At 69.0% G+C, this 19,452-nt stretch carries 16 protein-coding genes and 1 pseudogene; 5 read left to right on the top strand and 12 right to left on the bottom strand.

Annotated elements, in window-relative coordinates:
* Window positions 1-763: 763 nt before the first annotated feature.
* A pseudogene (locus MB1_RS26895) lies at window positions 764-1,297 on the bottom strand (AAA family ATPase); the annotation flags it as partial.
* Window positions 1,298-1,354: 57 nt separating this feature from the next.
* Here MB1_RS26895 and MB1_RS03490 point away from each other — a divergent pair.
* The 3 genes from MB1_RS03490 to MB1_RS03500 all read left to right on the top strand — a co-directional run bounded on the left by MB1_RS03490 (window position 1,355) and on the right by MB1_RS03500 (window position 3,518).
* Window positions 1,355-2,008, top strand: a complete 654-nt coding sequence (locus MB1_RS03490; protein WP_245650010.1) for an SRPBCC family protein — start codon at window positions 1,355-1,357, stop codon at window positions 2,006-2,008.
* 152 nt (window positions 2,009-2,160) lie between these two features.
* Window positions 2,161-3,054: an alpha/beta fold hydrolase gene (locus MB1_RS03495; RefSeq protein WP_066903729.1), complete on the top strand. Its 894-nt coding sequence runs from the start codon at window positions 2,161-2,163 to the stop codon at window positions 3,052-3,054.
* A gap of 2 nt (window positions 3,055-3,056) precedes the next feature.
* On the top strand, window positions 3,057-3,518 hold the full coding sequence (locus MB1_RS03500) for a MerR family transcriptional regulator (protein ID WP_066903730.1): 462 nt from the start codon (window positions 3,057-3,059) through the stop codon (window positions 3,516-3,518).
* On the opposite strand, the gene MB1_RS03505 is transcribed toward MB1_RS03500, so the two are convergent.
* The 5 genes from MB1_RS03505 to MB1_RS03525 all read right to left on the bottom strand — a co-directional run bounded on the left by MB1_RS03505 (window position 3,497) and on the right by MB1_RS03525 (window position 11,881).
* The gene (locus MB1_RS03505; protein WP_066903732.1) at window positions 3,497-5,479 is read right to left on the bottom strand and encodes a carboxylesterase/lipase family protein; all 1,983 of its coding nucleotides are present in this window, start codon (window positions 5,477-5,479) and stop codon (window positions 3,497-3,499) included. The genes MB1_RS03500 and MB1_RS03505 overlap by 22 nt on opposite strands.
* Before the next feature lie 443 nt (window positions 5,480-5,922).
* Complete coding sequence (gene ppc, locus MB1_RS03510) at window positions 5,923-8,697, bottom strand: phosphoenolpyruvate carboxylase (RefSeq protein WP_066903734.1); 2,775 nt, start codon at window positions 8,695-8,697, stop codon at window positions 5,923-5,925.
* A 129-nt stretch (window positions 8,698-8,826) separates the two neighbouring features.
* Window positions 8,827-9,060 carry a preprotein translocase subunit SecG gene (gene secG / locus MB1_RS03515; protein WP_066903736.1) on the bottom strand — a complete coding sequence of 78 codons (234 nt, stop codon included), beginning with the start codon at window positions 9,058-9,060 and terminating at the stop codon, window positions 8,827-8,829.
* A 662-nt stretch (window positions 9,061-9,722) separates the two neighbouring features.
* Window positions 9,723-10,889: an N-methyl-L-tryptophan oxidase gene (gene solA / locus MB1_RS03520; RefSeq protein ID WP_066903738.1), complete on the bottom strand. Its 1,167-nt coding sequence runs from the start codon at window positions 10,887-10,889 to the stop codon at window positions 9,723-9,725.
* Between the two features lie 170 nt (window positions 10,890-11,059).
* Window positions 11,060-11,881: a DUF1707 SHOCT-like domain-containing protein gene (locus MB1_RS03525; RefSeq protein WP_245650011.1), complete on the bottom strand. Its 822-nt coding sequence runs from the start codon at window positions 11,879-11,881 to the stop codon at window positions 11,060-11,062.
* Window positions 11,882-12,057: 176 nt separating this feature from the next.
* Between MB1_RS03525 and MB1_RS03530 the strand changes: the two genes are divergently transcribed.
* The gene (locus tag MB1_RS03530) at window positions 12,058-12,684 is read left to right on the top strand and encodes a nucleotidyltransferase domain-containing protein (protein WP_084350890.1); all 627 of its coding nucleotides are present in this window, start codon (window positions 12,058-12,060) and stop codon (window positions 12,682-12,684) included.
* On the top strand, window positions 12,677-13,069 hold the full coding sequence (locus MB1_RS03535; protein ID WP_066903742.1) for a hypothetical protein: 393 nt from the start codon (window positions 12,677-12,679) through the stop codon (window positions 13,067-13,069). Before MB1_RS03530 ends, MB1_RS03535 begins: the two co-directional genes overlap by 8 nt.
* Before the next feature lie 78 nt (window positions 13,070-13,147).
* Here MB1_RS03535 and tpiA read toward each other — a convergent pair whose 3' ends face one another.
* The 6 genes from tpiA to rapZ form a co-directional block, all read right to left on the bottom strand.
* Window positions 13,148-13,927, bottom strand: a complete 780-nt coding sequence (gene tpiA / locus MB1_RS03540; RefSeq protein WP_084350763.1) for a triose-phosphate isomerase — start codon at window positions 13,925-13,927, stop codon at window positions 13,148-13,150.
* A complete protein-coding gene (locus tag MB1_RS03545) occupies window positions 13,924-15,144 on the bottom strand; it encodes a phosphoglycerate kinase (protein ID WP_066903744.1) in 1,221 nt (406 codons plus the stop codon). Before MB1_RS03545 ends, tpiA begins: the two co-directional genes overlap by 4 nt.
* Before the next feature lie 13 nt (window positions 15,145-15,157).
* Window positions 15,158-16,174: a type I glyceraldehyde-3-phosphate dehydrogenase gene (gene gap, locus MB1_RS03550; RefSeq protein WP_066903746.1), complete on the bottom strand. Its 1,017-nt coding sequence runs from the start codon at window positions 16,172-16,174 to the stop codon at window positions 15,158-15,160.
* Window positions 16,175-16,414: 240 nt separating this feature from the next.
* Window positions 16,415-17,398 carry a DNA-binding protein WhiA gene (whiA, locus tag MB1_RS03555; protein WP_066903748.1) on the bottom strand — a complete coding sequence of 328 codons (984 nt, stop codon included), beginning with the start codon at window positions 17,396-17,398 and terminating at the stop codon, window positions 16,415-16,417.
* Entirely contained in the window at window positions 17,389-18,396 is a 1,008-nt protein-coding gene (locus MB1_RS03560; RefSeq protein ID WP_066903750.1) for a gluconeogenesis factor YvcK family protein, read from the bottom strand. Before MB1_RS03560 ends, whiA begins: the two co-directional genes overlap by 10 nt.
* Window positions 18,393-19,379, bottom strand: a complete 987-nt coding sequence (rapZ, locus tag MB1_RS03565) for an RNase adapter RapZ (protein ID WP_439646918.1) — start codon at window positions 19,377-19,379, stop codon at window positions 18,393-18,395. Before rapZ ends, MB1_RS03560 begins: the two co-directional genes overlap by 4 nt.
* Between the last annotated feature and the right edge of the window lie 73 nt (window positions 19,380-19,452).

The raw sequence follows: 19,452 nt of genomic DNA on the forward strand, positions 1-19,452 counted from the left end.
CGGCCTGCTGCAGGAACGCAGCCGACGCGGCCACCCCGCCACGGGCCCGGGCGCGGCCCGCCGAGCGCTCCAGTTCGGCGGCGACCTCTTCGTCGCATCCGGGTACCGATCGGGCGCGGTGCCAGGCCACCCGATCCGGCTCCAGATACCGGTCGGTCGCTGCCGCCAGGGCCCCGTGGACACGACGACGATCGGCCGGCGGCGCCGCCCCGTACACCGCGGAACGCACGAGCGGGTGACGGAACCGCACCCGGGTATCGATCTCGATCAGGCCGGCACCCTCCGCGGGTTCGGCCGCCCCCGGATCGATACCCAACTCGGCGGCCGCCCGCCACAACAAGCCGGCCTCGCCGGTCGGTTCGGCCGCGGCGACCAGCAGCAACAGCCGGGTGTCCTCCGGAAGGCTGCTCGACCGCCGCCGGAAACTGTCCTCGATGCGATGCGGGATGCTGCGCGGGTCGGGTAGATCGAATCCGCCGGCCAACCCGGCGGGAGGCGCACCGGCGGGTAACTCCAGCAGCGCCAATGGGTTTCCGCGCGCCTCGGCAATGATCCGGTCGCGCACGTCATCGTCCAGAGGCGCGCGAACCGCTCCGGCGAGCAGCGTGCGGGCATCCGCATCCCCGAGGGCGGTCGGCCGCAACTCCGGCAGCCCGACGAAGGGATGTCCGTCGCTGTCCGCCGAGTCGCGCAGCGCGAACAGCAGCACCAATCGCTCCGCGCTCACCCGCCGCGCCACGAAGGCCAACACCTGCGCGGAAACCTGATCGAGCCACTGGGCGTCGTCGACGACGCAGAGCAACGGCGCCGTCTCGGCGGCCTCGGCCAGCAGAGTCAGGATCGCCAGGCCGACCAGGAATCGGTCGGGGGCGGGACCGCTGCGGCTGCCGAACGCTACGCCGAGCGCCGCCTGCTGCGGTTCGGGCAGGGCCGCGGTGCCCTCCAACAGCGGGGTACACAGTTGATAGAGCCCGGCGAAGGCGAACTGCGATTCCGACTCCACCCCGCAGATGGATATCACGGTGAAGCCGTTGCGACCCGCCTCGTCCCGCGCATGGTCGAGCAGTGCGGTCTTGCCGATCCCGGCTTCCCCTCGTACAACCAGCACACCGCTGTGACCCTCGCCCGCCCCGGACAGCAAGCGACCGACCGCAGCACGCTCGAGGTGCCTACCCAACAGATCGGCCAGTGTCCCGCTCCCGTTCGGTGTTCCCGGCCCGCCCGACCGGGTATGTGCCGGCGCAATTATCCATCGACCGGGAGGCCGAAACCACTGCGGTATCGTCGTGCCGACCAACGGTGCCGCGGGGGCGGCCCGGGTCGATCAAGCGCCGTACCGCCCGAGGAGAGCGCCGTGCCCCCTGACTCCGGATCCCGCTCCCGGCGCGTCCGCGCGACCGAGATCGCCCAACTCCTTGCGGATCTCCCCACGTTCGCGACCGCTCCGCTGTACCGCCGCCGCCATCTTCGCTGGGGAGCGACCGATGCCGAGGTCGCGATGGAACTCCCCGGCGATGACCAACTGCTTGAGGCGCAATACCGCTCGACGCGGGCGATCACCATCGGCGCACCCCCGGAAGCGGTCTGGCCCTGGCTCGTACAGGTTGGTTGCGGCCGGGCGGGCTACTACAGCCACGATCTCCTCGACAATCTCGGCCGGCCGAGCGCGACAACGATCCGGCCCGAGTGGCAGGATCTCGTGGTCGGACAGTGGGTTCCGATGGCACCGTCGACCCCGACCGAACGCACCGCGTTCGTGGTGGCGGCCTTCGACGTCCACCGATGGCTGCTCTGGTCCAAGCCGGACAGCACCTGGGTATGGCTGCTGACGCCTACGGCCGGCGGTGGAACGCGACTGATCACCCGTATCCACGCCGCGCGGAATTGGCGAAGTGCTCCCCTGGACGCTCTGCTGGGTCTATTCCTGATGGAGTTCGGGGACTTCGCCATGCTCAGGAAGATGCTGCGTGGCATCAAGTCACGCGCGGAAACCACGACGGCGGGCTGAGTTCCACCGATCCCGGCGGACGCGCCGATCTAGGTGGTTTCCACCGACGCGAACGACATGTCGCCGGTGCGAATCTGGGGACGCGGCACCGACACGAACGTCGGGCGCCGCACGACATCCGTCCGCAGGTTCGCATCGAAGAGGGATAAACCATGGGCCTCATCACCGTTGGCGTGGAGAACAGCACGCCGATCGAGATCTACTACGAGGATCAGGGAACGGGTCAGCCCGTCGTTCTCATCCACGGGTATCCGCTCAACGGCCACAGCTGGGAGCACCAGACTCGGGAACTGCTCACCGCCGGGTACCGGGTCATCACCTACGACCGGCGGGGGTTCGGTCGGTCGTCGAAGGTCGCGACCGGCTACGACTACGACACCTTCGCGGCAGATCTGAACACCGTCGTGAACACCCTCGACCTCCGGGACATCGTGCTCGTCGGATTCTCGATGGGCACCGGCGAACTCGCCCGTTACGTCGCCCGGTACGGCGCCGAGCGGGTCGCCAAGCTCGCCTTCCTCGCCTCCCTGGAACCCTTCCTCGTCGCGCGCGACGACAACCCCGAAGGGGTGCCGGCGGAGGTCTTCGAGGACATCGCCGCCAAGGCCCGTCGCGACCGCTTCGCCTGGTACGAGGAGTTTTTCGCGAACTTCTACAACCTCGACGAGACCCTCGGCACCCGGATCGGCCGCGAAGCGGTCACCGGCAGTTGGAATGTCGCGGTCTCGAGCGCCCCGGCCGCGGCGTACGCCGTCGTCTCCTCGTGGATCGAGGACTTCCGCGGCGACATCGAAGCGGTCCGGGCGAGCGGGGTTCCGGCGCTGATCCTGCACGGCACCGCCGACCGGATTCTGCCGATCGACGCCACCGCCCGTCGCTTCCGACGCGCTCTGCCGGATGCGAGCTACGTCGAGATCGAGGGTGCGCCGCACGGCCTGCTGTGGACGCACGCCGACGAGGTCACCACCGAACTGCTGGCCTTCCTGGGCGCGCGCACCGCACCGCGAAGTCGGGTCGACGCCCCCACCCGGACGGCGGTCGACTGACGGTGTCCTGGAGTACTCGCGAGCTCGCCGACGTCGCGGGCACCACGGTCAACACGATCCGGCACTATCACCGGCTCGAACTGCTCGACGAACCGAAACGTCGGCACAACGGGTACAAGCAGTACGGGATGCCGGAACTGGTCCGGCTGCTGCGGATCCGACAGCTGGCCGAGTTGGGAATGCCACTCGCCCGCATCGCCGAACTCGAGGCCGACCGTGCGGGCACCGCCGACGCGCTGCGCGACCTCGACGCCACTCTCGCCGCCACGATCCGGCGGCTGCAGGGGGCGCGGGCCGGGGTCGCCGCGCTGTTGCGGGACGGTGCGCCCGCCGACACAGCCGCCGGTTGCGAGTCGGTCGCCGCGCGGCTGTCCGAGTCCGACCGGGCGCAGCTCGACATGGCCACCCCCGCCGCAGTCCGGGCGAAGCGGCCGGCCGCCCCTCAGGGGATCGGGCCGTCGTAGGTCATCCAGAAATCGATCGCCTCCGGACGCGGCCGGTCGGCCAACGCCGCGCCGGTCCCGGAGAACTCCATGACCCGTTCCGGGGCGTCGACGAACCTCGGCCACGCCGGAAGCCCGGCACCGTTCGGGTCGCCGGTGCGCACGAAGTTCAACCAGTAGCCGCTCATCACGTCGCGCAACCGGTAGTCGTCGCCCGTATAGCCCGAGTCGGCTCCGCCTCCGGATGCGAGGTCGGCTCCGCCTACAAATGCGGGGTCGGCTCCGCCTCCGACGGCGCCGAGGTTGTCGTAGGCGTACCCGACCTCGGCGCCGTGGTAGGCCCCGTACCGTTCGAGACCTTCCCCGGGTGGGGTGTGTGTGAAGAAGTAGAGGTACGCATCGGACGTGCCGGTCGCGGTGCGCAGGTTCGCCCAGCGGTACATCGCGCGGGTCATCACCTTGTCGGTATCGGCCCGCAGCAACGAATCGAGCACCTGTTCCTCGGTGTCGCCGGGGTACAGCTCGAGGAAGCGATCGGAATCGGCACCATATCTCTCGCGCACCGACGCCCGGTACGCGTCGATATCGGTGTCCGGCGGGTCGGCGAGGGCCAGCGACGTCTCGTCGGCATTGCTGCCGACCAGAATCGGCACATCCAGCTGCGCTCCGGTCGCGTGGATCAGCGCCGGCGGCTGCGCGAAAACGTATCCGTCCACCGAGGGGCGCCAGTGCGAACCGAGCGAGCCGGCCGCCTCCACGATCCGGTCGACCGGCATCTCGCGCATCCGGTCGATGGTCACCCCGCCCAACTGTTCGCTCAGCCGCCGTCCCGCCTCCTCGGCGGCCTCGCGGGTGTCGGTCTGGTCGCCGTCGGCGGTGGTGCCGGCGGTTCCCATGCAGGCACCGCTGCCGGCGATGATGCCGTCGACCAGATCCGCGGCGAGCGGGGTGGCGCCCAAGAGGCAGACGCTCTCGCCACCGGCCGACTCCCCGGCGATCGTCACCCGTTCGGGGTCACCCCCGAAAGCGGCGATATTGTCGCGCACCCACTGCAGCGCGGCGATCTGGTCGAGGATGCCGTAGTTGCCCGACGCGGCGTATCCGGATTCGGCGGCCAGGTCGGGGTGGGACAGGAAGCCCATAACGCCGAGCCGGTAGTTGATGGAGACGGTGAGAGCCTCGCCGCGCGCGGCGAGGGCGGCGCCGTCGTACAGCGGCAATGCACCGGAGCCGGTGGCGAAGCCACCACCCGGGATGTAGACGAGGACCGGCAGCGGATCGGGACCGCGTTCGGTCGCACGCCACACGTTCAGGGTCAGACTGTCCTCGCTCACCGGGTACGGGTTGAGGAAGGTGTCCTCCAGCGGGACCTCGACGAGTTGGGACAGCGCACGGGTGAAGAACGTCGACGTCCCCTGAATCGGTACAGCCGAAAAGTGATCGGCAACGAGCACGTCGGCACGCGGCGACGGCGGCTGTGGCGCCCGCCAACGCAGGTCACCCACCGGGGGTTGGGCGTACGGGATGCCCGCGAAGATCTCGACCGCGCCGTCATCGCTGCGCACACCGGTGACCGGCCCCTGTCCGGTCGACACCGGCTCGGTGGGGCTGCGGTCCTCACCACCGGCCACGCGGACCTGCGGGGACGGATGGGCCATCACTGCCGTGGCGCAGACCAGAGCGCCGGCGACCAGCCACGCGGTGATCCGCACCAGGATGTGCCCGCGTGCCCACCACCGCGCGGTTACCCCGAGGGCCACCACCAGCACCGCGACCAGCAGCCAGCCCCACCACGGGGTGCGGTTGAGCCAGGCGAGCGCGCCGGCCACCACGGCGATCGGCACCACCGGGAGCCATCGGCGCAGTACCCGGGCGCGGATACGGCGACCCCGGGAGCCCGGGCCGACGTCGCCCGTGGGGCTGTCTGCGCCCGTCGGGCCGCCGGCGCCGATCGGCTCGGGCTGCTCTGCGCTTGCCTCCACTGGCTTCCTGCTTCCGGGTCGAAATTCCGTCACCCGACCGCGCTGCCGGCCCACGCGGGATCGAGGGCGGCGACGCGCGATGACACGTCGACCTCCAGGGAACACCCGGTTCTCGGAACCGGGTCAAGCCCGGCCGCAACCAATCGGGCGATCCGGACCGCCGCGCTCACCCCCGGGTTTCGTGGATGGGTTCGGGTGTACCGTCACGGACCGACCCTGTCCCCGTTCAAAGGAGTACTCCGCCGATGATCACCCTCATCGTCAACTTCCTGCTCGACGTCCTGGGCACCGGCTCCGCCGGCAGCAGTGGCTACCACATCGAGCCGGGCACCCTCCCGTTCGGAAGCTGAGCACACAGGGATAAACGCCGATCGGTCCGCACCGCCGTCCGGGTGGACGGTGTGCGAACCGATCGGCGATGCGCGTGTCGACCCTCTTCAGGTCTAACCGCTATTGCGCAGCGCGGTGGCCAGACCGTTCATCGTCAACAGGATGCCCCGCTTGACCAGGTCCTCCTCGTCGCCGGCGCGATACCGCCGCAGCAGTTCGACCTGCAGGTGGTTGAGCGGCTCGAGGTAGGGGAAGCGGTTGTGCGACGACCGGGCCAGCGCCGGGTTGTCCGCGAGCAAATCGTCGTACCCGGTGATCGCCAGGTACATCCGGATGGTCCGCTCGTGTTCCTGCTCGATCATCCCGAAGACCTTGGTGCGCAGTTCGACATCCGGCACCAGCTCGGCGTAGCGGGCGGCGAGCCCCAGGTCGGACTTGCTCATCACCTGCGCCAGGTTCGACAGCACGGTGCGGAAGAACGGCCAGGTCTCGTAGAGCTCGCGCAATTGCGCGAGCCGCTCCTCGGCGCCGTCGGGTCCCGCCTCGTCGATCCACTCCTCGAACGCCGCTCCGGTGCCGTACCAGCCGGGCAGCATGACTCGCGACTGGCTCCACGCCATCACCCACGGGATCGCCCGCAGGTCGTAGACCGAGGCGGTCGGCTTGCGGGAGGCCGGCCGGCTGCCGATGTTGAGTTCGCCGATCTCGGCCACCGGGGTCGACATGCGGAAGTACTCGACGAATCCCGGCGTCTCGTGCACCAGCCGCCCGTAGGCCGCGCGGGCCTTCGCCGACAGATCGTCGAGGATCGCATAGGCGGCCTCCGCCCGGTCCCCCAGGCCCTCGACGTCGAGCAGCGTCGATTCGAGGGTCGCGGCGACCAGTGTCTCCAGGTTGCGGGAGGCGATCGCCGGCTCCGCGTACTTGGCGGCGATGACCTCACCCTGCTCGGTGATGCGCAACGAACCGGTGACCGCACCGGCCGGCTGCGCGAGGATCGCGCTGTAGCTGGGGCCGCCGCCGCGGCCGACCGTGCCGCCGCGACCGTGGAAGAGGCGCAACCGGATGCCGGACTTGCGGGCCGCCTCGACCAGGTCGAGTTCGGCGCGGTAGAGCGCCCAGTTGGCGGCCAGGTATCCGCCGTCCTTGTTGGAGTCGGAGTACCCGAGCATCACCTCCTGGTTGTCGCCGCGAGCGGTGACCAGGGCGCGGTATTCCGGCACCTCGAGGGCGGCCAGGAGGGTGGTCGCACCGCCCTGCAGATCCTCGATCGTCTCGAACAGCGGCACCACGCCGACCGGGGAGGAGGGCGGCGTCGTCGCGTCGCCCGGGTCGAGGATGCCGGCTTCCTTGAGCAGCAGCGCGGCTTCCAACATGTCGCTGACCGACATGCACATGCTGATGATGTAGTTCGGTACCGCGCCGGCGCCGAGGGTCTGGATCGCGGCCGCCCCGGCCCGGACGATGCCGAGTTCCTTCTCGGCCAGTTCGCTGAGCTGGGCGTGCGGTCCGACCAGGGGGCGCCGGGTCCGCAGCTCGGCGGCGAGGATGGCGACGCGCTCCTCCTCGGACAGCGACGCGTAGTCGGGGTGCACCCCGGACCAGGCGAGCAGTTCGGCGACGACCTGCTCGTGCATCTCGGAGTTCTGCCGCATATCCAGCCCGGACAGGTGGAAGCCGAAGGTCTCGGCCGCGTAGCGCAGCGAGGCGAGGCGGTCGTCGGCGATCAGGCTGTCGCCGTGCGCACGCAGCGAGGTGTCGATCGTGTCGAGATCGTCGAGGAACTCCTGCGGGCTGCCGTAGACGGCGTAGTCGCCGTCCACCGTGCCGTAGGGGGCGGTGTCGAGCAGTTCCCGAGCGGTGGCGCTCAGACGCCCGCGAATACCGTGCAGGGCGCGCCGGTAGGGCTCGTCGACCAATCCGATGGTGCCGGGGCCGGCGGCTTCGGCCAGGTCCGCGACCGCGGCGTCGATCTCCACGAGGCGCCCGGACATCGACAGCTCGCGCTCCAGGTCGATCAGTTCCGCGAGGTACCGGCGGAAGGCGAAGGACGCGGCGCTGTCGGTGGCCCGGTGGACCACCTCGGCGGTGACGAAGGGGTTGCCGTCGCGGTCGCCGCCGATCCACGATCCCGGTCGCACGATCGGCAGGGGCAGCAGGTTGCGATCCGGCCACCGCTTGCGCAGCTCCCGGCGGACGGCGTGGTTGATCTTCGGGATCTCGTTGAACAGCGCCATCTCGTAGTAGCGCAGGCCCACCTCGATCTCGTCCTGGATGCGCAGGCGGGAGAGCCGGATCAGCGCGGTCTGCCAGAGCAGCAGGATCTGCCGGCGCAGCTGGGTGTCGATGCTGTCGATCTCGGCCGGATCGACCGCCCGCGGTCGGGCGCGCATCAACTCGGTGATGCGGTGCTGGGCGTCGAAGACGGTGCGGCGGCGGGTCTCGGTGGGGTGCGCGGTGATCACCGGTGAGACCAGCGCGTCGCGCAGCAGATCGGCCACCCGCGCCCCGTCGAGGTCGACGTCGTCGAGTTTGCTGTAGGTCGCGGCCAGCGACGATTCCTGCGGCGGTTCACCGGCGGCGACGTGCACCAGGCGGCGACGCTCGCGGTGGATGTCCTCGGCCACGTTGGCCAGCAGGGAGAAGTGGCTGAACGCTCGGATCACCGCGATCGCCTCGGAGGCCGAGATATCGGTGAACAGGGCGCTCAGTTCACTGCGGTCGATCTCGGCGCGACGAATGCGGAACGAGTCGATCCGCGCCTTTTCGACCAGGTTGAACGTCTCGTCACCCTGCTGCTCACGAACGATGCTGCCCAGCATCCCGCCCAGGAGGCGGATGTCCTCGCGCAGCGGTTCGGTGGCCTCGCGGCCGGGATCAGTTGCCATAGGGGCCAGTATTGTCGGGCGCGTCGGGGTGCGCAGCCCGAGCGGGCGGGTGCGCTGCCGCTGCCTGCCGGAATTGCGAACATCAAAAGACACCCTCGACCGGGAGGCGAGGGTGTCTTCGTCGGCGGATCAGCCGAACTTGATCTCCAGACCGATTCCGAGGATGGCGATCAACCAGACCAGACCGACGAACACGGTGATGCGGTCGAGGTTCTTCTCCGCGACGGTCGAACCGGACAGGTTCGACTGCACGCCACCGCCGAAGAGGCTGGACAGGCCGCCGCCCTTGCCGCGGTGCAGCAGCACCATCAGGATCAGGCCGAGGCTGGTCACGACCAGCAGGATGTCCAGAAACAGGCTCATGTCGGGCTGTTGCCTCACGAAGGTCGACTAATTCAGGGCTGGTCAAGCCTAGCCGATCGATCGGTGCGGCCCGCCCGGGCCCCCTGCGACCGGGCGGTGTGCCGCCAGCCGATCCAGGCTGGAGATCGCGTTCCCGGCACGGGGTGGCCGGGCGAGAGCCGACCGGAGTAATCCCACACCATTCCGAGATTCCCTACATTAACCCGAACCGTCGCCGAGAAGATATACGGAATATCACGAATAGATTTCCACTTCCTATCGACCGGCGAATACAGACCGGTCGACCAACTATGACCCGCCTCACACGCCGTTCCACCCTGCGGGAGCGAGCTATTAGAACAGCGTTCCAACCTGCGGTTTTGGTAAGTGTCGCCCGAACCTCCGAAATCGTGTCGACCATTCTTGACCACACGGTATAAGTCCGACTTTTCGGTCGATCCCCTGGACGTGCGCCCAAGGTTTCGGCACAACAAACACCCGGCGACCAATTCGAACGCATTTCACCGGGAGACGACGGAATCGGTTGCGCTGGGGTCGACACTTGTTCGGAAATCACCCGAAAGGGTCTGTCGGAGCCCTGGCGCTTCGAGCCCTGGAGCCCTGGAACCCTGGAGCGGTGGATCCGCAGGAGGCCGCGTCGGTGCGAGACCGCGGGCGGCGGGTCAGGCGGCGGTGGCGGCCAGCACCGGTCGCTGCGGATCGAACAGGTCGATCGGGTGCGCGGTCGTGCCGTGGGCGGCCAGGTCGGCGAGGATCTCCCCCACGACCGGCACGAACTTGAAGCCGTGGCCGCTGAAACCGCAGCCGATCGCGACCTGGCTGTGTTCGGGATGCAGGCCGATGACGAAGTGCTCGTCCGGGGTGACCGAGTACAGGCAGGTCTTCGCCTGGACGACCGGCAACCCGAGGTGCGGGAAGAGTTCCCGGGCGCGGATGAGCATGCGCTCGTTCTCCGCGTCGGTGACCTCGCGGTCGATCGTGTCGGCGGTGGTCACCGACCCGACGCGGAAGAAGCCGAGCTTGAATCCGCCGTCCGGGCCGTCGGTCATCGGGAAGCCGTAGATCTGCTCGTTGGCGTGGGTCTCCTCGATGTAGACCGGGTGGCGCGACTCGTCCCAGTACTCGATCGGCACCGCGGAGGAGTCCGGGGTGAACCAATGGAAGACCATCCGCTCGATCGACAGCGGCAGTTCCAACGACCTCAGCAACACCGGCGCCCACGCTCCGGGGGCGATCACCAACTTGTCGGCGCCGTAGGTACCGGCCGAGGTGGTCACCTCGACTCCCCCGCCCGCGGTCGCGTGCCATTCGGTGACCCGCTCGCCGGTGCGCAGGATCGCGCCCTTGCGCGCGGCGACCTCGGCGTTGGCCAGCGTCGTCTCCTCCGGGCGTACGTACCCGGCGTTCTGCTCGTAGACGGCCATCGCGTCGTCGGCCGGGTTCATCGTCGGGAAGCGTTCGCGGATCTCGGCGGCGTTCAAAATCTCGTGCGGCAGATGGTGCTCGATGGCCGCGTCGCGGGAGCCGGCGAAGATCGTATTGTTCGGATCGCCGATATAGATGCCACCGCAGAGTTGCATCAGGTCGCGACCGGACTCCTGTTCGAGCTTGCGGAAGCCGTCATATGCGCTGCGCAGCAAGGGGACATAGGCCGGGTCCTCGAAGTAGGACTGCCGGATGATGCGGGTACCGCCGTGGGCGGATCCCTGATCGTGACCGGGCTGGAAGGCCTCGATCCCGATGGTGCGATATCCACGCTCCGCCAACGCATTACAGGCCGCGCCGCCCATCGATCCCAGCCCGATGACGATGACGTCCGACGACTCCATGTGACTCTCCTTCAACGACGGGTCCGTTCGGCGTCGAAGGTGACGATCGGTATCCCATTCGGCGGAGAACGCCGTGTCGATTTTAGTGAGTCGGCCGTGACCGGTCCTGTCGAGAAAGACCACCGCCCGGATGACAAAGGTCACCCGGGCGGCGCGGCGAAGCGGTCGGCTCAGTAATCGTTGTCGGCGCGCTGCTGCTTCAGCGCCTGCTTCTCCTGCTTGCGGACGCGCTTGCGGCGTTCCTTGTCGCTGAGGCGCCGCACCTCGACACCGCCCATCAGGGCCAGGCCGCGCACCTTGACGATCGCCCGCGGCAGGTCGCCCGTCGGCGGCACCTTGCTGTCGAAGCCACCCATGATGCCGATGCCGTCCTCCTGGACCAGCACATCGTCGGGGACCTTGATCTCGATGCCACCGCAGAGCGCGAAGGCGTTGATCGTGACCTCACCGGCGGTGAAGATCGCCTCGGTCAGGTCGATCTCGGCGCCGCCCATCACCGCGACGGCGGTGAAGGTATCCGGTACCGCCCACATGCCCTTGCGCTCGACGCCGGACATGATCGCGATCGCCGACGACGAGGTGTAGGTCCCGGCCGGCATGTGCTGCGGCTGCGGTGCCACGGCCGAGCGCGGCACCTCGGTCACCAGGGGTCGGTGGGCGGGCAGATCGCGGGTGACCGGCTCGAGTTCGCCGAGCGTCTTGGCCTGGTAGACGATGCCGAGGCGTTCGGACAGTTCGTCGGCGGTGATCCGCCCCTCGGCCATCGCGGTCTGCAGCACCAGGGCGACCCGTTCGCGGTCGGCGGTCGAGGCGCGCATCCCGGCGGGGCCGGGAGGGGTGGTCGGCAGGGACGTCGGCGCCTTCTGCAGCGACGGGCCGGTGGCGGGGATCTCGGGGCCGATCACGGCGCCGGACTCCGGAGCATCCGTCGCGCGCAGGTAGGTCGGTCGAGGGGACGCGGACTGCGGTTCGGGAAAAGCCTGCTCGGTCATATATTCAGGCTATGCCGCGGACCCCGCCGGGCACCTCCGGGAAGACCCCCAGATGTCCCCCATATGCGCGATCCGGGAGGCCCACTCACCCGAACGCCGGCGTCCGCCGCACACGCGTATGACCGCTAGATCAGTCATATGACTGATCTGACGGTCATATGACTAGAATGGCGGTCATGTTCACGAGTGAACCATTCGGCGGCCTCATCCCCGGAGCACAGGCGGCCGTGCTGAGGATTCTGCTGCGGACGGGGGCACCGCTGACGGGCAGACAAGTCCACAAGCTCACCGACGGCGCCTACAGTTTGGCGACGGTCCAGACCGCGCTCAAGGTCCTGCAGGCCATCGGCGTGATTGAGGCGACGCCCGTCGGCCGCGCCTTGATGTACTCGACCAACAACGATCACATCGCAGTGCCGGCTCTTCGGCTGCTGATGGACCCGAGGGAACTCCTCCGCAGCGTTGTGAGCGAACTGGTCGCCGACGACCGGGAGGTGGTATCCGTCATTCTCTTCGGGTCGGCCGGCCGCAAAGAGGCTGGGCGCGAAAGCGACATCGACCTCGCTGTCCTGACCACGACCGGCGATGAGTGGGAACGCCGTTGGCGCTTCGGCGAAGAAGTGGAACGCCGCTTCGGCGGATCGTGCGACATTCTGGTGTTCGGTGTGGACGAATTCGAGGAACTCGCCCGCGCCGGCACCGAACCGGTGGTATCGGACATCATCCGAGACCGCTTCTCGCTGTACGGTGCGCCGATCTCGCGAAATGTCGTACGCCGGGTGGAGGTAACGGTCGATGGCTGAGGCCGACGATCGAAACCGGGCCCGCATGTACCTGGAGAAGGCGGAAGCTTTCCTCCTCGCCGCGCAGAACGAGGAAGACAACCGCCTGTGGATACCGGCGGCAGGGATGGCGATCCACGCCGGTATAAGCGCAAAGGACGCCATCGCAACCGCGTTGACCGGTCGAACGGCGAAATCCGATGATCATCGCCAGGCCGTGCGCGAGTTGGAGAAGATCCTGGCCGGCCACCCCGAACAGGCACGAGCGTGTCGGGCCCTCGGCGAGCTGATCGCAGAAAAATCCACCGTCGAGTACACCCATCGGCGCGTCGGCGCTTCCAAGGTCCAGGTGCTCGTCCGCCGAGCGGAGACGCTCGTCGACCTAGCGCGCACTGTCGTCAACTGACGCTGCTCCCCGAACTCGCACAAACACTTTCGCCGCAGCAACCGGGTGGTTGCTGCGGCGAAAGGTGGAAAACCGTGCTTAGAGGCCGGCCGCCAGAGCGCTGAGCTTGGCGAACTCGTCCGCGTCGAGGGAGGCACCACCGACGAGGGCTCCGTCGATATCCGGCTGGGCGACGATCTCGCCGATATTGCCGGACTTGACCGAACCGCCGTAGAGGATGCGCACCGCCGCGGCGGTCTCCGCGTCGGCGATTGAGGCGACCTCGGTGCGCAGCGCACCGATGACCTCCTGCGCGTCCGCGGAACTCGCGACCTTGCCGGTACCGATGGCCCAGACCGGCTCGTAGGCTATGACCGAGCCGGCGATCTGCTCGTTGGTCAGGCCGGCGAGCGAGCCGCGCAGCTGCTCGAGGTTGTACTCGACATGCGTTCCGGCTTCCCGGATGTCGAGGCCCTCACCGATGCAGATGATCGGGATCAGCCCGAAGCTCAACGCGGCCTTGGCCTTTGCCGCGACCAGCGCATCGTCCTCACCGTGGTAGACGCGGCGCTCGGAGTGTCCGACCACCGCCCAGGTGACGCCCAGCTTGGCCAGGAAGGCCCCGCTGATCTCACCGGTGTACGCCCCGGAGGTGTGCACCGAGATGTCCTGCGCCCCGTAGGTGAGCAGCAGCTTGTCTCCGTCGACCAGGGTCTGCACGCTGCGCAGATCGGTGAACGGCGGGATCACCGCCACGTCGACCGCCTCGAGGTACTTCGCCGGCAGGGCGAAGGCGATCTTCTGCACCAGGGCGATCGCTTCGAGGTGGTTGAGGTTCATCTTCCAGTTGCCGGCGATCAGCCGCTTGCGTGCGCTCACGGAGCCGACTCCTCGAGGACGGCGAGACCCGGAAGCGTCTTGCCTTCCAGGTACTCGAGCGAAGCTCCACCGCCGGTGGAGATATGGGAGAAGCCGTCCTCGTCGAGACCGAGGGTGCGCACCGCCGCGGCGGAGTCACCGCCGCCCACAACGCTGAACGCGCCCTTGGCCGTCGCCCCGATGATCGCTTCGGCGATGCCCTTGGTGCCCGCCGAGAACTTCTCGAACTCGAAGACACCGGCCGGACCGTTCCAGAAGATCGTCTTGGCGTTGCCGAGCACCGCGGCGAACCGCGACACCGACTCCGGCCCGACGTCCAGACCCATCCAGCCTTCGGGGATCTCCTCGGCGGAGACGGTCTGCGCCTCCGCGTCGGCCGAGAACGAGTCGGCGACAACAACATCCACGGGCAGGTGGATGACGTCGGCGAACCGCTCGAGCAGGCCCTTGCAGACGTCGATCTGGTCTTCCTGCAGCAGCGAGGTGCCCACCGACAAGCCTTGTGCGGCAAGGAAGGTGAACGCCATGCCGCCGCCGATCACCAGGGTGTCGACCTTGGGCGCGAGCGCCTCGATGACGCCGAGCTTGTCGGAGACCTTCGAGCCGCCCAGCACGACCGCATAGGGCCGCTTCGGGTCCTCGGTCAGGTTCTTCAGAACGTCGACCTCGGTGGCGACCAGCTTTCCGGCGTAGTGCGGCAGCAGCTTCGCGACGTCGTAGACCGACGCCTGCTTGCGGTGCACCACACCGAAACCGTCGGAGACGAACGCCGCTCCGGGACCGACCAGGTCGGCCAGCGCCTTGGCCAGCTCACCCCGCTCGGCCTCGTCCTTGCTGGTCTCGCGCGGATCGAAGCGCACGTTCTCCAGCAGCAGCACGTCGCCCTCGGTCAGCCCCTCGGCCCGGGCCTGGGCGTCGGTGCCGACCACGTCGGCGGCGAGCTGCACGTGGCGACCGAGCAGCTCGGAGAGCTTCTCGGCCACCGGTGCCAGCGAGTACTTCGGATCCGGCTCACCCTTGGGCCGGCCGAGGTGCGCGGTGAGCACCACGGCCGCCCCGGCGTCCAGCAGAGCATTGATCGTCGGCAGCGAAGCCTCGATACGACCCGGATCGGTGATCCGGCCGTCCTCGAGCGGGACGTTGAAGTCCGAGCGCACCAGCACGGTGCGCCCGGAAACCCCGCTGTCGATCAGCTCGGCAAGCGTGGGGACAGTCACGTCGTCGCTCCGATCAGAGGGACTTGCCGACCAGGTCCGCCAGGTCGACCAGGCGGTTGGAGTAGCCCCACTCGTTGTCGTACCAGGAGACGACCTTGGCCTGGTTGCCGAGGACCTTGGTCAGGCCGGCGTCGAAGATCGACGAGGCCGGGTCGGTGACGATGTCCGAGGAGACGATCGGCGCGTCGTAGTAGCGCAGGATGCCCTTGAGCGGGCCCTCGGCGGCGGCCTTGAGGGCGGCGTTGATGTCCTCGACGGACGCCTTCTTGTCCAGTTCGACGGTCAGGTCGGTGGCCGAACCCGTGGGGATCGGCACGCGCAGCGCGAAGCCGTCGAGCTTGCCCTTGAGCTCGGGGAGGACCAGGCCGATCGCCTTGGCGGCACCGGTGGAGGTCGGCACGATGTTCAGGGCCGCGGCGCGGGCGCGACGCAGGTCCTTGTGCGGGCCGTCCTGGAGGTTCTGGTCCTGGGTGTAGGCGTGGATGGTGGTCATCAGACCACTGACGATGCCGAACTCGTCGTTGACGACCTTGGCCAGCGGACCGAGGCAGTTGGTGGTGCAGGACGCGTTCGAGATGATGTTCTGGGTGCCGTCGTACTTGTCCTCGTTCACGCCGATGACGATCGTGATGTCCTCGCCCTTGGCGGGGGCGGAGATGATGACCTTCTTGGCGCCGGCGTCGAGGTGGCCCTTGGCCTTGGCGGCATCGGTGAAGATGCCGGTGGACTCGACCACCACGTCGACGCCCAGGTCGCCCCACGGCAGCGCGGCGGGTCCCTCGCGGACCTCGAGGGCCTTGATCGGGGTTCCGCCGACGATGATGCTGTCGCCGTCGACGACGACATCCTTGTCGAGGCGGCCGAGGATCGAGTCGAACTTCAGCAGGTGGGCCAGGGTGGCATTGTCGGTGAGATCGTTGACGGCGACGATCTCGATGTCGGTGGTACCGAGCGCCTTCTGTGCGTCGACCGCCCGGAAGAAGTTCCGGCCGATCCGCCCGAAGCCATTGATACCTACGCGCACCGTCACTGTTAGCTCCTAAGTTGCTCGTCGTGTACATCAGTGGACGGGCGCGACGTTGCGTTGGCGACAGCGACCCGGCCTGGATCAACCAGTTCCAACCCTAATCGCACAACGTTCGAATCGGGTACCGGAACGCACCAGATCATGGTGTCGCCACCGTCACCTTCCGGGCACCGGAGACGCACATCACATAACGGGCGGCGAAGGGCCCGACCACGGCAGGCCGAACAGTGCGAAAAATCCGACTCAGGCGTCGTCGAGCAGATCCGCGGTGACCGCGGACTCGGTGTCGGGTATGCCGCGTTCGCGGGCCCGGCGGTCGGCCAGCGACAGCAACCGGCGGATCCGTCCGGCGACGGCGTCCTTGGTCATCGGCGGGTCGGCCAGCTGTCCGAGTTCCTCGAGCGAGGCCTGCCGGTGTTCCACGCGCAGCCGCCCGGCGGCGGCCAGGTGGTCCGGCACCTCGTCGGCGAGGATGTCGAGCGCGCGCTCCACCCGGGCGGCGGCGGCGACGGCCGCGCGGGCGGACCGCCGCAGATTCGCGTCGTCGAAGTTGGCGAGCCGGTTGGCGGTGGCGCGCACCTCGCGGCGCATCCGCCGCTCCTCCCAGTTCAGCCGAGCAGCGTGGGCGCCCATATGCGTCAGCAGATCGCCGATCGCCTCACCGTCGCGGACGACGACGCGGTCGGCGCCGCGCACCTCGCGGGCCTTGGCGGAGATCCCGAGCCGGCGGGCCGCACCGACCAGGGCCAGCGCCGCCTCCGGACCGGGGCAGGACACCTCGAGCGCGGAGGATCGCCCCGGCTCGGTCAACGAACCGTGCGCGAGGAAGGCTCCCCGCCAGGCCGCCTCGGCGTCGGCGGTGCTGCCGCCGACCACCTGGGCGGGTAGACCGCGCACCGGGCGCCCGCGCAGATCGAGCAGCCCGGTCTGGCGGGCGAGGGTCTCGCCGTCCTTGGCGACCCGCACCACGTAGCGGGTGGACCGACGCATACCGCCGGCGCCCAGGACGTGCACATCGGCCTGATAGCCGTAGAGGTCGAAGATCTCGCGGCGCAGCCGGCGCGCGGTCGACCCGGTGTCGACCTCGGCCTCGACGACCACCCGGCCGGCGACGATGTGCAGGCCGCCGGCGAAGCGCAGCAGCGCGGACACCTCGGCGCGTCGGCAGCTGACCCTGGTGACCTCGAGCCTGCTGAGCTCGTCCTTGACCTCGGCGGTCATCGCCATCGCACAGCCTCCGTCCTCGACCGTGCGCGACGCCCCTGGAGGGCGTCGAGGGCCGCGGCCAACTTCGTCTCGTCGTGGACATGCGTTCCGGTTCGGGCGACGTCGACGTAGCGAACGCCGGCACCGAACAGGGCGGCCGCCCGGTCGAGATGTCCGCGCTCCGCACCCGGTGTCACCGTCGTCGAGTCGACGAGGATGTCGTCGACGGTGAACCGCGCCGCGTGTTGGGACAGTACGTGTAAATGCCGCTCCGCAGAAAACCCGGCGGTTTCGCCGGGCTGCGGGGCGAGGTTGAGGATCAACGCCTTCGTCGCCATCGTCTCCGACAGCGCGGCGAGCAGATCGGGCACCAGAACGTGCGGGATCACCGACGAGAACCAGGACCCCGGACCGAGAATGACCAGGTCGGCGCGCTCGATCGCCTCGATCGCCGCCGGCACCGCGGGCGGGTCGGTCGGGATGAGCCGCACCCGTCGCACCTTGCCCGGGGTGGTGGCCACCGCGACCTGTCCGCGGATGACGTTTGTCACCCGCGGGTCCTCCTCGAGACCTTGCACATCCGCCTCGATCGTCAGCGGCATCGGCGACATCGGCAGCACCCGTCCGGTCAGCCCGAGCAGGCGGGCCGCCTCGTCGAGTGCGGCGATCGGATCGCCGAGGACCTCCATCAGCCCGGCGATCACCAGATTGCCCACCGAGTGGCCGGCGAGGGCGCCGCGGCCGCCGAAGCGGTGCTGGAAGACCTCGGCCCAGAGCGTTCCGGTGTGATCGTCAGCGGCCAAGGCCGCCAACGCCATGCGCAGATCCCCGGGTGGAATCACATCCAACTCGGCGCGCAGTCGCCCCGAGGAACCGCCGTCGTCGGCGACGGTCACCACCGCGGTCACGTCGGGACTGAGCAGCCGGGCGGCCCGCAGGGTGGCGAAGAGGCCGTGGCCGCCGCCGAGCGCGACGATCGAGCGCGGCGCGGCGGAGCTTCCCTCGGGCGCCGAGGTCATTCGCGCCCCATATCGCGGTGGCTCACGCGCACCGACAATCCCGGTGAGCGGCCGAGCATCCCGGCGAGCGCCTCGGAGATCGCGACGCTGCGGTGTTTGCCGCCGGTGCATCCGACCGCGACCGTCAGGTAGCGCTTGCCCTCGCGGCGGTAGCCGTCGACGGTCAGCAGCAGCAGCCGGTGGTAACCCTCGAGGAATTCCCGGGCGCCCGGACCGCCGAGCACGTAGTCGGCCACCTCCGGCGACTGGCCGGTCGATGACCGCAGCTCCGGCACCCAGAACGGGTTCGGCAGAAACCGCATGTCGCACACGGCATCCGCGTCGAGCGGCAGCCCGTACTTGAAGCCGAAGGATTGGACGGTCACCGCGACCAGGCCGGAGTCGGGACCGCCGAAGGCGGACTCCATGCGCCGGCGCAGATCGTGGACCGACAGCGAGCTCGTGTCGATCACCAGGTCGGCGACACCCTTGACCGGGGCGAGCAGGCGGCGTTCCTCGGCGATCGCCTCGCTGAGGGTGCGCTCGGCGACCGAGCCGGTGTGCACATGCTGGAGCGGATGATTGCGGCGCACCGACTCGAAGCGGCGGACGAGCACCTCGTCGGAGGCCTCCAGGTAGACGATGCGCGGGGTCACGCCGATCTCGGCCAGATCGGCCTTGAGCGTCGGCAGGTCGCCGTTGAACAGTCGGCTGCGCAGATCGACCACCATGGCCAACCGCTCGATCGGCGGGGTGGACTCCCGGCCGATCTGCACCATGCGGGTCACCAGCTCGGGCGGCATATTGTCGCTGACGTAGTAGCCGAGATCCTCGAGCACCTTCGCCGCGGTCCCCCGACCGGCGCCGGACTGCCCGGTCACCAGCGCGACCTCGATCTCGGGCACGACCGACTCGGTGGCCACCGCGGCATCGGGTGCGGTCGGCTCGGCCTCCGGATTCGCACCGGCCGCGACCACGGCCGACGACGCACCGCACTCGCTCACAGCGCTCCCTCCCCGCTCCATGTCGTATCCCGCTGTCGTGTCCCGCTCGATTGTTCGTCCGCTCGCCACGGCT

Source organism: Millisia brevis NBRC 105863 (assembly GCF_001552615.1).
Classification (GTDB): Bacteria; Actinomycetota; Actinomycetes; order Mycobacteriales; family Mycobacteriaceae; genus Millisia; species Millisia brevis.

Coding starts and splice junctions, on each gene's coding strand:
- MB1_RS03495 (WP_066903729.1), top strand. CDS start 2,161: ATGGGCCTCATCACCGTTGGCGTGGAGAACAGCACGCCGATCGAGATC.
- ppc (WP_066903734.1), bottom strand. CDS start 8,697: ATGGCAACTGATCCCGGCCGCGAGGCCACCGAACCGCTGCGCGAGGAC.
- secG (WP_066903736.1), bottom strand. CDS start 9,060: ATGAGCCTGTTTCTGGACATCCTGCTGGTCGTGACCAGCCTCGGCCTG.
- solA (WP_066903738.1), bottom strand. CDS start 10,889: ATGGAGTCGTCGGACGTCATCGTCATCGGGCTGGGATCGATGGGCGGC.
- MB1_RS03525 (WP_245650011.1), bottom strand. CDS start 11,881: ATGACCGAGCAGGCTTTTCCCGAACCGCAGTCCGCGTCCCCTCGACCG.
- MB1_RS03530 (WP_084350890.1), top strand. CDS start 12,058: ATGTTCACGAGTGAACCATTCGGCGGCCTCATCCCCGGAGCACAGGCG.
- MB1_RS03535 (WP_066903742.1), top strand. CDS start 12,677: ATGGCTGAGGCCGACGATCGAAACCGGGCCCGCATGTACCTGGAGAAG.
- whiA (WP_066903748.1), bottom strand. CDS start 17,398: ATGGCGATGACCGCCGAGGTCAAGGACGAGCTCAGCAGGCTCGAGGTC.
- MB1_RS03560 (WP_066903750.1), bottom strand. CDS start 18,396: ATGACCTCGGCGCCCGAGGGAAGCTCCGCCGCGCCGCGCTCGATCGTC.